Annotated in this window: 15 protein-coding genes; 2 read left to right on the top strand and 13 right to left on the bottom strand. The window is 60.4% G+C overall.

The window, feature by feature from the left end; all coding sequences use genetic code 11:
* Positions 1 to 49: 49 nt before the first annotated feature.
* A complete protein-coding gene (locus HMPREF2537_RS07090; protein WP_070527012.1) occupies positions 50 to 454 on the top strand; it encodes a LapA family protein in 405 nt (134 codons plus the stop codon).
* A 2-nt stretch (positions 455 to 456) separates the two neighbouring features.
* On the opposite strand, the gene HMPREF2537_RS07085 is transcribed toward HMPREF2537_RS07090, so the two are convergent.
* From HMPREF2537_RS07085 to rpsB, 5 genes are all read right to left on the bottom strand, one after another.
* On the bottom strand, positions 457 to 1,311 hold the full coding sequence (locus tag HMPREF2537_RS07085) for a phosphatidate cytidylyltransferase (protein WP_210383636.1): 855 nt from the start codon (positions 1,309 to 1,311) through the stop codon (positions 457 to 459).
* 131 nt (positions 1,312 to 1,442) lie between these two features.
* Entirely contained in the window at positions 1,443 to 2,000 is a 558-nt protein-coding gene (frr, locus tag HMPREF2537_RS07080) for a ribosome recycling factor (protein WP_070527006.1), read from the bottom strand.
* 70 nt (positions 2,001 to 2,070) lie between these two features.
* Positions 2,071 to 2,808: a UMP kinase gene (gene pyrH, locus HMPREF2537_RS07075; RefSeq protein WP_070527003.1), complete on the bottom strand. Its 738-nt coding sequence runs from the start codon at positions 2,806 to 2,808 to the stop codon at positions 2,071 to 2,073.
* A 248-nt stretch (positions 2,809 to 3,056) separates the two neighbouring features.
* Complete coding sequence (gene tsf / locus HMPREF2537_RS07070; protein ID WP_070527000.1) at positions 3,057 to 3,869, bottom strand: translation elongation factor Ts; 813 nt, start codon at positions 3,867 to 3,869, stop codon at positions 3,057 to 3,059.
* 248 nt (positions 3,870 to 4,117) lie between these two features.
* Positions 4,118 to 4,945 (bottom strand): 30S ribosomal protein S2, encoded by an 828-nt coding sequence (rpsB, locus tag HMPREF2537_RS07065; protein WP_046648052.1) that lies wholly within the window; start codon positions 4,943 to 4,945, stop codon positions 4,118 to 4,120.
* A 394-nt stretch (positions 4,946 to 5,339) separates the two neighbouring features.
* Here rpsB and HMPREF2537_RS07060 point away from each other — a divergent pair, with 394 nt between their 5' ends.
* Positions 5,340 to 5,846 carry a murein hydrolase activator EnvC family protein gene (locus HMPREF2537_RS07060; RefSeq protein WP_070526997.1) on the top strand — a complete coding sequence of 169 codons (507 nt, stop codon included), beginning with the start codon at positions 5,340 to 5,342 and terminating at the stop codon, positions 5,844 to 5,846.
* On the opposite strand, the gene HMPREF2537_RS07055 is transcribed toward HMPREF2537_RS07060, so the two are convergent.
* The 8 genes from HMPREF2537_RS07055 to lepB (HMPREF2537_RS07020) form a co-directional block, all read right to left on the bottom strand.
* Positions 5,809 to 6,720: a tyrosine recombinase XerC gene (locus HMPREF2537_RS07055; RefSeq protein WP_070526994.1), complete on the bottom strand. Its 912-nt coding sequence runs from the start codon at positions 6,718 to 6,720 to the stop codon at positions 5,809 to 5,811. The genes HMPREF2537_RS07060 and HMPREF2537_RS07055 overlap by 38 nt on opposite strands.
* 15 nt (positions 6,721 to 6,735) lie before the next feature.
* Positions 6,736 to 7,914 carry a DNA-processing protein DprA gene (dprA, locus tag HMPREF2537_RS07050; RefSeq protein WP_070526991.1) on the bottom strand — a complete coding sequence of 393 codons (1,179 nt, stop codon included), beginning with the start codon at positions 7,912 to 7,914 and terminating at the stop codon, positions 6,736 to 6,738.
* Positions 7,911 to 9,434, bottom strand: coding sequence for a YifB family Mg chelatase-like AAA ATPase (locus HMPREF2537_RS07045; RefSeq protein ID WP_070526988.1), 1,524 nt, complete (start codon positions 9,432 to 9,434; stop codon positions 7,911 to 7,913). Before HMPREF2537_RS07045 ends, dprA begins: the two co-directional genes overlap by 4 nt.
* Entirely contained in the window at positions 9,421 to 9,858 is a 438-nt protein-coding gene (locus HMPREF2537_RS07040) for a YraN family protein (RefSeq protein ID WP_070526984.1), read from the bottom strand. The genes HMPREF2537_RS07045 and HMPREF2537_RS07040 overlap by 14 nt, the downstream gene beginning before the upstream one ends.
* Before the next feature lie 220 nt (positions 9,859 to 10,078).
* A complete protein-coding gene (locus tag HMPREF2537_RS07035) occupies positions 10,079 to 10,384 on the bottom strand; it encodes a DUF2469 domain-containing protein (RefSeq protein ID WP_005528899.1) in 306 nt (101 codons plus the stop codon).
* An 87-nt stretch (positions 10,385 to 10,471) separates the two neighbouring features.
* Positions 10,472 to 11,113: a ribonuclease HII gene (locus HMPREF2537_RS07030; RefSeq protein WP_070526981.1), complete on the bottom strand. Its 642-nt coding sequence runs from the start codon at positions 11,111 to 11,113 to the stop codon at positions 10,472 to 10,474.
* Positions 11,114 to 11,118: 5 nt separating this feature from the next.
* Complete coding sequence (lepB, locus tag HMPREF2537_RS07025; protein ID WP_070526978.1) at positions 11,119 to 11,820, bottom strand: signal peptidase I; 702 nt, start codon at positions 11,818 to 11,820, stop codon at positions 11,119 to 11,121.
* On the bottom strand, positions 11,798 to 12,586 hold the full coding sequence (gene lepB / locus HMPREF2537_RS07020; protein WP_070526975.1) for a signal peptidase I: 789 nt from the start codon (positions 12,584 to 12,586) through the stop codon (positions 11,798 to 11,800). Before lepB (HMPREF2537_RS07020) ends, lepB (HMPREF2537_RS07025) begins: the two co-directional genes overlap by 23 nt.
* Positions 12,587 to 12,641 lie beyond the last annotated feature (55 nt).

Below are 12,641 nucleotides of genomic sequence, written 5' to 3'. Positions count from 1 at the left end.
AGCTCTGCTGGAGTGGCGAAAGTGACATCTCAACCTATTTAATAGATGCATGACGAATCCAGAAAACTCCCCTGAGGAATTCCGCACCACCACCCCGGCCGAGGAGCCGCTGACTGATTACACCACGGAATCCCCCGCCACCGAAGGCTCGGTCGAGCCAGTTCCAACCACGACGGCTTATGAGAATAAGAGTGATGGCAAGGTGAAGGGCTCTTTCGCTGCCAGCACGTGGATTGCCCTTATCGTGGGCTTCCTGCTGCTCATCGTCCTCATCATCTTCATCCTGCAGAACCAACACCAGGTACCGCTGAACTTCCTTAACTGGTCCGTCCAGTTCCCGGCGGGCGTCACCTACCTGATCTGCGCCATCGCCGGTGCCCTCATCATGGCCCTCGTCGGCGGCTGGCGCATGTTCGAGCTGCGCCGCCAGGTGCGCAAGCAAGCTCGCCGCTAAACCTAAGGTGCAAGGGTGGTGAGGAAGCTCATCGCCACCCACGTCACCATCGCGGACGGCAGCATGCCGTCCAAGCGGTCCATGATGCCGCCGTGTCCCGGTAACAAGGCAGACATATCCTTGATTCCCAGCTCGCGCTTGAACTGGGATTCCACCAAATCACCGAGGGTTGCACAGAAGACAAGACCGAGTCCCATCAGCGCGCCCACCCATGGCTTGTGGTGAAGCAGGAATGCGAAAGAAAGCGCGCCGGTAAGGGTGCCGAAAACAACCGAACCGGTAAAGCCTTCCCACGATTTTTTGGGGCTAACGGCTGGGGCCATGGGGTGCGACCCGAACATAACGCCAGCGATGAAGCCACCGGTGTCTGAGGCGACGACACAGAGCATAAACACGACAATCGACGCCGCCCCCGAAGCAAACGGCGTTTCCACTCGTGAGAGCATTGCGGCAAACGTGCCAAACAGGGGAATCCAGGTCAGCACGAAGATGCCCATCGACATATCGCGAAGATAGTTAATCGGCGGGCGGTGCCTGCCATTATGGAAGAGGCGCCCAAACATGAGGGCAAGGACCGCTACCACATACACAGCGACAAGGCCTGGGGCGTTAAGGAACCACGAGACCCAGAGCATTGCTTGGCCAAGAACGATCAGTAGGGTGCGCGGAACATAGTAAGAGTGCTCCCGCAAACGGGTAAGCACCTCCCACATGCCCAACCCCACTGCGGCTGCGACGACGAGGTACCACACGAGAGGCCCAGCCCACACCGCAAAGACGACGAGCGCGCCCAAGCCGACGCCGACGGCAATTGCCGCGGGCATGTCTCGCCCCGCAGAATTCTTGGGTTTGGGCATCCGGCTCGAGTGCTCAGTGCTCACGCATGCTCCTCAGGTAATCGTGGGTGGTCTGGCTCTACACAGAAAAGACCGCCGTGCTGGCCGGTGCCTGGCGCGGCGGCAAATCAACGCTCTTAGAAGAGTGGAGGTTAAACCTCCATGAGCTCCTCTTCCTTATTGGCAACGAGCTTGTCCACCTGCTCGATGTAACCGGAAGTGATCTTTTCCATCTCCTTCTCGGCGGCGATAACCTCATCCTCGCCGGCGTCGCCATCCTTCTGGAGCTTCTTGAGCTGCTCCATGGCACGGCGGCGGATGTTGCGGATAGCAATCTTGCCGTCTTCACCCTTGCTCTTAGCCAACTTGACCATGTCGCGGCGGCGTTCCTCAGTCAGCTGCGGAATGGTCACGCGTAGCACCTGGCCGTCATTAGTCGGGTTCACGCCCAGATCTGAGTTGCGGATGGCGTTCTCAATCTCATTCATTACGGACTGCTCATAAGGCTTGATAAGCAGCATGCGCGGCTCAGGGACCGAGATGGTGGCCATCTGGGTAATCGGAGTCGGCACTCCGTAATACTCAGCAACCAAGCCGTTAAACATGGCCGGGTTGGCGCGGCCGGTACGGATGGTAATCAGCTGCTCGCGGGTGTGCTCCACCGAAGCGGTCATGTGCTCTTCAGCTTCGAGCTGGATCTCGTCGATCATGAGGGTTACAACTCCCTTGAAATAGTCAAAAGTACTGGGAAAGAATCTAGCAGGTCGCGGCCGGTTTGTACTAGGACTGAACCAGCGTGCCGATCTTCTCGCCGTTCACGGCGCGCTTGATATTGCCTTCCGTGAGGAGGTTGAAGACCAGAATCGGCATATTGTTGTCCATGCACAGGCTAAACGCCGTGGCATCGGCCACCTTAAGGTTCTTTTCGATAACCTCGCGCGGGGTGATTTCGGAGTACAGCTCCGCATCGGGATTCGTGCGCGGGTCGGCGGAATAGACGCCGTCGACGGCCTTGGCCAAGAAGAGGACCTCCGCACCGATCTCCAGCGCGCGCTGCGCCGCGGTGGTATCGGTGGAGAAATACGGCATACCCATACCAGCACCGAAGATGACCACACGGCCCTTCTCTAGGTGGCGGTCGGCGCGCAGCGGCAGGTAGGGCTCCGCAATCTGGGCCATGTTGATGGAAGTCTGCACGCGGCAGTCGATGCCCTGCTGCTTGAGGAAGTCCTGCAGAGCCAAGGAGTTCATGACGGTGCCTAGCATGCCCATGTAGTCCGAGCGAGCGCGGTCCATACCGCGCTGGGAAAGCTCGGCACCGCGGAAGAAGTTACCGCCACCGATCACCACGGCGATCTCAGTCCCCTGCTTCGCCACCTCGGCGATTTGGCGGGCAACATTTTCTACAACGTCAGGATCGATGCCGACCTTGCCACCGCCGAACATCTCACCACCCAGTTTGAGCATGACTCGCTTGTATCCGGTTCGCTTCGGTTCAGGGGTAGTCACGGTCTTCATCGTCTCCTTCACGCATGGCGACGCTTCAGTTAAGCGCTTGAATAATTCTGTTCCATCTTAACCATAGGAAGGCGCTGTCATATATTCAGCTGCGTGCGACCCCCCACCCTCAGGGGCGGGGGCAAAACGGCGAACTCCCTCCCCCAGTTTCTCCCCACCGGGCACTCAGCCCTTGGGGAAGAAAGAGGAGGAGGGAGCACTCGCAGTCACTAGGCTCTAAACCCGGACTGCACGAGTCTCAGGAAGGCTTAAGCGCCAACCTCGTAGCGGATGAAGCCGGTGATGGTGGTGCCGGCCTCGTCTGCAACCTGCTTGACGGTCTTCTTGGAGTCAGACAGAGCTGCCTGCTCCAGCAGAACCACGGACTTGTAGAAGCCGTTGAGGCGGCCTTCCACGATCTTCGGCAGGGCTGCCTCCGGCTTGCCCTCCTCGCGGGTGGTGGCCTCAGCGATCTCGCGCTCCTTCTCAACGATCTCAGCCGGAACGTCCTCGCGGGTCAGGTACTCAGCGTTCATGGCTGCAATCTGGAGAGCGACTGCGTGAGCGCCTTCTGCGTTGCCCTCGTAGGAAACCAGAACACCTACTGCCGGCGGCAGGTCAGCGGAACGCTGGTGCAGGTAGACAGCAACGTTGTCGCCCTCGATGGTGACTGCGCGGCGGGCCTGCAGCTTCTCGCCGGTCTTTGCGGACTCTTCGTCGACGACCTCGGAAACCTTCTTGCCGTCGATCTCCAGGTTGTTGAGCTCTTCACCGGAGTTGACCTTGGCCTCACCGGCAGCCTCAGCGATCTTGGAAGCGAAGGACTTGAAAGCCTCGTTCTTGGCCACGAAGTCGGTCTCGCAGTTGATCTCAACCATCGTGTTGCCGGAAACGGCGATCAGGCCCTCGGTAGCCTCACGCTCAGCGCGCTTGGACACGTTCTTTGCGCCCTTGATGCGCAGGTACTCAACGGCCTTGTCGTAGTCACCCTGGGACTCGTCGAGAGCCTTCTTGCAATCGAGCATGCCGGCGCCGGTGGCCTCACGCAATGCCTTTACGTCTGCAGCAGTGTAGTTCGCCATAGTTGGAGCGATCCTCCTTGGAATTAAACGGTATTCGTTGAAACAGCGTAGCCGAATCACTACCACCACGTCGCGTTGAGGGGGTGGTAGTTTTTCGCCCACTCCCCCAGCGGAGGGAAACCTCTGCGTGGCGTTTCAACCCTCTAGTGTGTCACGTGCCTTAGCGAGCCAAGAAAAACACGTGAGAAAAAGCCCCCATCGCCGCGGACACTGTGGGCCGTGCGGTACGGGGGCTTAAGGTATGCAGATTACTCTGCGGACTTCTCGGCGTCCTCGGACTTCTCAGCGGAAGCCGGATCAGACGCAGCGGCAGCTTCAGCAGCGTCGCGGGCGTCCTTCTCAGCGGTGTCGCCGGCAGCCTCCTTGGCCTGAGCAAGCTGGCGCTCCTCGCGAGCCTTCTTGCCCTCGTCCACAGCGGTGGCGATGATGCCGGAGAGCAGCTTGGTAGCGCGGATTGCGTCGTCATTGCCCGGAATCGGGAAGTCGACCTCATCCGGATCACAGTTGGTGTCCAGGATGGCAACAACCGGGATGTTGAGCTTCTGAGCTTCCTTGACCGCGATGTGCTCCTTGTTGGTGTCAACAATCCACAGTGCGGACGGAGCCTTGGTCATATCGGAGATACCGCCCAGGACGCGCTCCAGCTTGGTGCGCTCGCGGGTCAGCATCAGAACTTCCTTCTTGGTGCGGCCCTTGTAGCCGTCCTCAGCCGCATCCATAGCCTGCAGCTCCTTCATGCGCTTCAGGCGCTTGGAGACAGTCTGGAAGTTGGTGAGCATGCCGCCGAGCCAGCGGTGGTTCACGTACGGCATACCAACGCGGGTTGCCTCTTCAGCAACGGCTTCCTGAGCCTGCTTCTTGGTACCAACGAAGAGGATGGTGCCGCCGTGTGCGACGGTTTCCTTAACAAACTCGAAGGCCTCATCGATGTAGGTCAGCGTCTGCTGCAGGTCGATGATGTAGATGCCGTTACGGTCGGTGAAGATGAAGCGCTTCATCTTCGGGTTCCAGCGACGGGTCTGATGACCGAAGTGGACACCAGCGTCGAGGAGCTCGCGCATGGTTACAACTGCCATGATTCGCTCGCTTTCTATACGTTGTTTCGGTTTTGCAAAAATTGTGCGGTGTTTTATTCCGCACCCTAGCAACGAAGGCCCTGGTCAACACCCCAACTTTGTGGGGACCGCGTCAACCACAGACTGTCTCTTCCTTAACCCAGGAAGCGACTACTTCGCCGCGCGTAGTCAATCCATACGGAACCCTATTGGGTTTGAGCACAGACTGCTGTGGGCAAGCTTAGTACTGCGCAGGCGGTGATTCCAAACGGCGCGACCAAAACATCGCCACAGGATTGTTGATGGATGCGCGAATCTTTCCCCTGACGCACCATGGGTTTCTTCTTTAACACGTTATCCACAGATCTATCACCGGCTCTTTCTTTGAACCGCGCCCACGCGCAGGCTTGAGGTCATGCGTCACCGTCTTCTTTATCTATTGGGTCTCCTGTTCACGTGGGCTGTGCTTGTCGACGTCCCCTTAGCCGCCGCCTTCGTCGACCCCACCACCGGGGAACCGGTTGCTTCTCGAGTCTTACGTGGCTTCGAGCCTCCTGAGAAGCGGTGGATGGCTGGCCACCGCGGTGTCGATCTGGACCTACCTGTCGGCGGGAAGGTTCGCGCCGCCGGCGATGGTGTCGTATATTTCGCCGGCTCCATAGCGGGCAAACCGGCCCTTTCGATTGCTCATGGCAACGGCCTACGCACCACTTATCAACCTGTGTTTGCGCGGGTCAAGAAGGGCGAGAGTGTGAAAGAAGGGGACGTAATCGGAACGCTCGCCCCGTCCGTGGACGGCTATCCGGGGCTGCATTGGGGCGCGATTGAGGGCCGAGAGAACTACGTCAACCCACTAGACCTGCTCGGGGAACCTGTCATTCGGCTCAAGCCCGTGGGTGAGAACGGGCGTAGACGTCCTTAAGCCGCTGAGCAGAAACGTGTGTGTAGACCTGCGTGGTTTGCAGAGAGGAATGGCCGAGCAATTCTTGCACGATGCGTAGATCCGCTCCGCCCTCGAGCAGATGCGTAGCTGCGGAGTGGCGTAGCCCGTGCGGGGTGAGGCCCGGCGCACCCGTGACCTGTGCGGCGCGCTCGACGACGCGACGGACCTGACGCGCGTCGATGCGCCCGCCGCGTGTGCCCACAAACACCGCTTCCGTTTCGCCGGCGAGCTCGGGGCGGCCTGTCTTCAGCCAAGCGCAGAGCGCGTCATGAGCAGCATCCCCAAAGGGGACGACACGCTGCTTATTGCCCTTGCCGGTCACGCGAGCTGTGCGGCGGGCAAGGTCGATATCGCCGACGTCGAGGCCGACGAGTTCCGCCACGCGCACACCGGTGGCGTAGAGGAATTCGAGCATGGCACTATCGCGCAGAAAGTGAATCTCGTCGGTAGAGACCGCATTGCCCATCAGCTCCCCCGCCGCGGTGGGTGACATCACGGTGGGCAGATGCTTGCCCACCTTGGGCGTGGCAAGACGCTGCGCCACATCAGTTTTTAGGAAGCCTTCACGCGCAGCCCACGTGGAAAAAGCGCGCACCGCGGCGGTCCGACGCGCCAAGGTGGAGCGGGACTTACCTTCAGCAACGGCGTGGGCTAACCATTCGCGCAGAGAATTCAGCGTAAATGCTGCGAATTCGGGGACTTCCGCTGCCAGCAGGCGCAGGTCAGAGCAATAGCCGCGGACGGTCGCTTCAGAGCGGCCGCGAACGATGCGCTGGAATTCAGCGAAGTCCTCGATCGCCTCTTCGAGCTGGCTGCCCACGTTCCGCTCACTACTGCCACTTTCACCACTCATGTCTCATGAGTGTACTCAGGTGCGCTGCCACATCGCTCCTGAGCGGGTGATCACCCCCATCTTCTGCATCGCCACGAGCAGGTGAATAGTCAGCGCCACCCGCATTCCTGCAGCCGCCGCGATATCCTCTGCGCTCGCGCCTTCCTCCGCGGTTTCCGGCGGTGTGGAGTCATACACCCGAAGTTCATTGCGAGACAGACGCTGCACCGCAGTCGGCTGAAATTCCAGTTCATACTGACCCGCCACGTCCACCTCGCCTGCTTTGCCAACCAGCCCCCGAACCTCGTCTGCCGAAGCCACCAGTTGGGCCCGCCCATCCTGGATGCGTTGATGACAGCCCAGCGATCCAGACGTCGTTATAGGGCCTGGTACTGCCATGGCAACCCTGCCCAATGCTTCCGCCCAATTCAAGGTGTTGAGCGCGCCAGAACGGAATCCTGCCTCAACCACCACGGTGCCGCTCGTCATCGCCGCCACAAGACGGTTACGGGATAGAAAACGATGACGCTGCGGCCGCGTGCCCGGCGCGAATTCAGACACGATGCACCCTTTCCCAGCGATCCTGTCAAAGAGTGCGGCATTGCGCGCCGGATAGGAAATATCGATGCCGCACGCCGCTACCGCCACCGTTAAGCCTCCTGCATCCAGAGCAGCTTCGTGGACTGCTGTATCAACGCCCACCGCCCCGCCGGAGACTACTGTCCAGTGATGAGCGGCGAGACCGCTAGCTAGAAGGGTGCCAGCTTCCCAGCCATAACGGCTTACTGCACGCGTACCTACAAGAGCTACTGATTGAGTTACCGCCTCGCGCAGGTTTCCGCCGCGAACCCACAGGCTATGCGGTGGGAAAGCCTGGTCATCAAATGTCGCCGGGGCTTCAACCATTCCCTGGTGATAGAAGCCAAATGTTCGCGAAAATTCATCTCCGGGCCACTCCGCGTCCGCAGGCGTAATCAGGCGAGCTCCCACCGCTTCCGCTGCGGCCAGGTCTTCTTCTTGCCGCAGCCAGTCGTGCCGTGAGGCCGTCGCCTGCCGCAAGGGGCCGATCCAGTCCTCGCCCTTGTAGATTCCCCGGGCGATCTCCTCAGCCGGGTACTGGCTCAGCAGCCCGTGGAGGGTTGGTGAGGGGCCTTCTACAACGCGGTTAAGGTAGGCCCACGTGTGCCGACTAGTCAAAAGGTTAAGCTCGCTCATGCTGCCAGCCTTTCGATGGTTCCGGCGCCGCGGAGATCCAGCGCCCGACTGACATGGTCCAGCTCGGGGCGTGCGGAGCCATCAAGGTCTGCCAAGGTCCATGCCAGACGCAGCACCCGATCTACTCCGCGTTGGCTCAGCTCACCTTCCGCTAGATAAGCGGAAAGCATAATCATCGCCGACTCCGCCGCCGGGCGGTGGCGCCTCAGATAAGAAGCGGACACGGCGCCATTGACCACGCTACCCAACCCGTCAGCCTCCCAGCGCGCTTTCATCCGTTCCCGGGCGGCAGTCACGCGCTGCGCTATGTCCGCGGAACTTTCCTCCCCTTCGGCATGAAGCACTGCGGATTGCCCCGATAGTGACACGATGATGTCGAGGCGGTCCCGCAGCGGCCCTGACAGGTTCGACAGATAATTCATTCTGTCTGCCGCACGGCACTCGCAGCGCGCTGGTTCTTCGGCACCACACCGGCAAGGGTTCGCGGCTAGTACCAGTTGGAATTGTGCGGGGAAGATGACTTCTCTGCTCGCTCGCGTCAGGCGCACCTGACCTTCTTCTAAAGGGGCGCGCAAGCTATCGAGAACCTGCGCGGGAACCTCACTGACTTCATCGAGGAAGAGCACACCATGGTGGGCTAGGCTCACCGCACCTGGCCGCGGACGCCCCGAACCGCCACCAATCAGCGCGGCCCTGGTGACCGAAGCGTGCGGTGCAATGAAGGGGGCCCGGGAAATCGCGGTGCCGACAGCGCCGGCCACAGAGTGAATGGCTGTAGCTTCGACGGCCTGTTCCGTGCTCAGGCGCGGCAAAATACTCGGCAAGCGCGAGGCAATCATCGACTTTCCAGAACCGGGCGGTCCCACCATCATCACGTGGTGACCGCCGGCGGCAGCGACTTCCGCTGCCCACTTGGCCTCCCTCTGGCCAGCCACCTCACTGAAATCCGCCACCTGTTCGCGGGCTGGGACTTCCGTATGGGCGATGAGACGCGCATCCGGCAAACAATCACTCCCGCATGCCCAGGCGAAAGCATCCCACAGGGTCTCGGCTACGAGCACTGTCATGCCGGGGACCAATGCCGCTTCCGCCGCGTTGCCTACAGGAATGATGAGGGTGTCATAGCCTTGCGAGCGTGCCGCCAGGATGGCCGGAATGATGCCGGAAACTGGGCGCACCTGCCCATCCAGTCCTAGCTCACCGAGCACGAGCGCCCCGCTGAGCCGGTTCTTGTCGCTCTGCCCTGCCGCCAGGATGGACAGAGCCATCGGGAGATCAAAATGCGCCCCGGCTTTAGGCAGCGACGCCGGTGACATGGACACCACGACCTTCGTCTTGGGCCATGGCAAATGCGAATTGCTCACCGCGGTGCGAATGCGGTCTCGTGACTCAGAGATCGCGGCATCACCCAGCCCCACCACGTGGACTCCGGGCAGCCCGGGGCCAACGTTGGCCTCCACTGTGACTACCCGGGCAAGGACTCCATCCAGCGCAATCGTGTCGCATCTACCGAGAGCCATGATCGATTCCCTGGAAGTATTCCACCTCAAACGCCTCCCCCGACTTCGCCCCGGTGGCTACCAGCCCGAGGACGTCGAAACGGACCTTGTTCAACGCCTGCCCTTCACTCCGCGCGGCACTCAGCCACTGCGCGGCCGCCTTGCGCAGGCGCGCTAACTTGCGTGGGGTTACCGCTTCCGCGACGCCGAAGTTGCGGTTTGCCCGAGTCTTTACTTCGCAAAAGACAATGGTCCCATCGGGTTCACGCACGACGAGATCGAGCTCGCCCACGCGGTAGTGGACGTTCGCAGCGATGACCTGCGCCCCGCGCGCACGATAAAAGTCAGCGGCGAATTTTTCCCCCGCTTTTCCCAGTGCATCCGCCGGGCGGATGGTCTGGCCCACTGTCGGTGAATGCAAAGTGGTTGCTAGATTTCTTGTCACTATGGTGCTCCTTGGAATTGAACGTGTACACAACACGCCGTAAGCACGACACAAGAAAATCCCCGTGCCGCACACCCCTTACGGCACTTCCAGAACACCCCATTAACTGCAATATGGCGAGGGCTTAATGCCTCGCCACCGCAAATCTGTGGATAACTAGTCCGGGGTCACCAACGTGGCGTTCCCCGCCTTCTTTAATCCAGAACGCTTTCCTAGAGTTCTATTCCGGAAGAACAAAATCCGGCTTGTCCAGTTCCTCAATGTTGACGTCCTTGTAGGTGATAACACGGACGTAGCGCACGAAGCGGGCCGAGCGGTACATATCCCACACCCACGCATCGGACATGCGGACCTCGTAGTAGACGTCAGGGCCCGATGTGTGCGGGATGAGCTCCACCGCATTGGCCAGGTAAAACCTGCGTTCTGTTTCCACCACATAGGAGAATTGGCTGACCACATCACGGTATTCGCGGTACAGCGACAGCTCGACTTCAGCCTCGTAGTTATCGAGTTCCTCAGCGCTCACGGTGTGCTTCTCCTTCGCTCACAATTACCCGGGATCACGGTGTCACAGATTGAGCACCAGCTTAGTTCGCACTTGCCGCCTAAGCCTTCAGGCGCGCGCGAGGAATCGCGCATGAGCTTCAGCAACATTGCGATAACTCATGCGGTGCTCAGGCGTCGCCCCCAGCCGGGCGATGGCCTCCTGATGCACAGCTGTGCCATAGCCCTTATGGGTTTCCAGAGCATAGCCCGGGTATTGCTTCGCCGCATCCACCATGAGGCGGTCCCGGGAAACTTTGGCCAAAACACTGGCCGCGGCGATGCATCGCGCGGCGGTATCGCCACCGATGATCGGCAGCTGCGGGGCAGGTAGGCCGGGGACGAAGAGGGCGTCGCTTAGCACGTAGCCCGGACGGATCCCCAGCTGGGCCACCGCACGGCGCATCCCTGACAAGTTGGCGTGCTGAATGCCAAAGGCATCGATGTCCCTCGCGCCTATGTGCACCACCGACCAGGCCAGCGCGCGGCGTTTGATCACCGGCTCCAACTTTTCCCGGGCCGCCGGCGTGAGCTTCTTCGAATCATCAAGCCGCTCCAAGCCGGGCAAGATGCGATCCGGCAAGATGCACGCAGCGATGGTCACTGGTCCGCAGCAAGCTCCGCGCCCGGCTTCATCCACCCCGGCGACAGGCCCCAGCCCTGCTTTGGAGAGCGCAACCTCATAGGTCCTTTTCTGTTTCAGACGGCGCATAGCGGTTAGAGGGACATGTCCTCGATAGTGTGCGCACGGCTAATCGGCACCACCACGGCAGCAACCTTCCCGCGCACGTTCTCCACTGGAACGGTGCCCTGGAGCTTATCGCCTAGGTGTGCGCGCGAATCCAAGGAATTTGTGCGGTTATCCCCCATGACCCACAGGTGCCCCTCGGGAACGGTGACGGGCCCAAAGTAGGCACCCCCGCAGGCCAGCGAGCCTGTGCGCTCATCGACGGGTATCTCCGGCGGGTCAAGGACAAAGTCCTGGTTGGTGGGCTTGCCGTCCACCATGACGGCCGAATCCCCTTCCTGGCAGGACACGGTCTGGCCACCAGTCGCGATGACCCGTTTGACCAGAATGTTATCGCCGTTGGGTGCTAGCCCCACGACGGCAGCCATGTTTTGGACACCGCGCACAATCACATTGCGGGAACGCTTGACCTCAAAAGATGTGTTCCAGGATTCCGGACCAGCGAAGACCACTACCTCGCCGGGACGTGGATCGCTGAAGTAGTAGCTCACCTTCTGCACGGCGATGCGATCATTCGTGCATCCCGGGCAACCGTGCAAGGTGGGCTCCATGGAGGAAGACGGGATAAGGTACAGCCTTCCCACGAAAGCTTGAATCAGCGCCAGCGCCACGAAGGTGACTGCTAGCGCCGACAGAATATCGCGGACTCTAGGACTGGATGTCCGGGTCATCGACTCCACCAATGCGGTTGAAGGGGAAGAAGACGAACATGACCTTACCGCGAACGTTCTCCAGAGGGATCGTTCCTTGGTACTCATCCTGCATGTGATAGCGCGAGTCTGCGGAGGCCGTGCGGTTATCTCCCATCACCCAGATATTGCCCTCCGGCACGGTCACAGGGCCAAAGTACGCGCCGCCGCAGGCATAGGAACCAGTGGTTTCATCAACGCGATAGGTCGGTGGATCCTGCACATAGTCCTGCTCAATAGGCTTGCCGTCCACCATGACTGCCGGATCCCCTTCTTGGCAGGACACCGTCTGACCACCGGTGGCAATGACGCGCTTGACCAGCGTGTTCTCATCGGGCGGGGTAAGCGACACATAGCTCAGGGCGTCCTGAATGCGGTGGATGACCGGGTTATCGGAACGCGGGGATACCCAATTGCTGTCCCAGTCCGGGGTGCCTTTGAACACCACGACATCACCGGGCTCCGGGCTGTTATCGCCGTAATACGAAACCTTCTCGGTAAAAATGCGGTCATTATTGCAGCCTTCACAGCCATGCAACGTCGGCTCCATGGAACCGGAAGGGATGACGTACTGCCGGCCCACAAAGTTCTGGAAAATGCCGACGACCGCGAGCACAGAGACCACCACGAGGGCCGTCTCCAGCAACCAGGGCATCTGCTTCTTTTCCTCAGCTGGGGGCGCCGTGCTTTCCGACGTCTCTCCCCCAACTTCCTGGGGACCTTCAGTAATGTCGTTTTCTTTTTCCACGGGCTAAATCCTAGCAATGCACCTTAAGCTCACGGGCCTTGCGGGTCCGCGGCGT

The organism is Corynebacterium sp. HMSC074E01 (assembly GCF_001808885.1).
Taxonomy (GTDB): Bacteria; Actinomycetota; Actinomycetes; order Mycobacteriales; family Mycobacteriaceae; genus Corynebacterium.
The sequence above is the reverse complement of the archived record's forward strand: the minus strand, read 5'-3'. Positions and strand labels throughout refer to the sequence as shown.

Excerpts from the sequence above, each read along its gene's own strand:
- rpsB (WP_046648052.1), bottom strand. The coding sequence starts at position 4,945 with ATGGCAGTTGTAACCATGCGCGAGCTCCTCGACGCTGGTGTCCACTTC.
- frr (WP_070527006.1), bottom strand. The coding sequence starts at position 2,000 with ATGATCGACGAGATCCAGCTCGAAGCTGAAGAGCACATGACCGCTTCG.
- HMPREF2537_RS07085 (WP_210383636.1), bottom strand. The coding sequence starts at position 1,311 with ATGCCCAAACCCAAGAATTCTGCGGGGCGAGACATGCCCGCGGCAATT.
- HMPREF2537_RS07030 (WP_070526981.1), bottom strand. The coding sequence starts at position 11,113 with ATGCGCCGTCTGAAACAGAAAAGGACCTATGAGGTTGCGCTCTCCAAA.
- HMPREF2537_RS07055 (WP_070526994.1), bottom strand. The coding sequence starts at position 6,720 with ATGAGTGGTGAAAGTGGCAGTAGTGAGCGGAACGTGGGCAGCCAGCTC.
- HMPREF2537_RS07090 (WP_070527012.1), top strand. The coding sequence starts at position 50 with ATGACGAATCCAGAAAACTCCCCTGAGGAATTCCGCACCACCACCCCG.
- HMPREF2537_RS07060 (WP_070526997.1), top strand. The coding sequence starts at position 5,340 with ATGCGTCACCGTCTTCTTTATCTATTGGGTCTCCTGTTCACGTGGGCT.
- HMPREF2537_RS07045 (WP_070526988.1), bottom strand. The coding sequence starts at position 9,434 with ATGGCTCTCGGTAGATGCGACACGATTGCGCTGGATGGAGTCCTTGCC.
- lepB (WP_070526978.1), bottom strand. The coding sequence starts at position 11,820 with ATGACCCGGACATCCAGTCCTAGAGTCCGCGATATTCTGTCGGCGCTA.
- dprA (WP_070526991.1), bottom strand. The coding sequence starts at position 7,914 with ATGAGCGAGCTTAACCTTTTGACTAGTCGGCACACGTGGGCCTACCTT.
- pyrH (WP_070527003.1), bottom strand. The coding sequence starts at position 2,808 with ATGAAGACCGTGACTACCCCTGAACCGAAGCGAACCGGATACAAGCGA.
- tsf (WP_070527000.1), bottom strand. The coding sequence starts at position 3,869 with ATGGCGAACTACACTGCTGCAGACGTAAAGGCATTGCGTGAGGCCACC.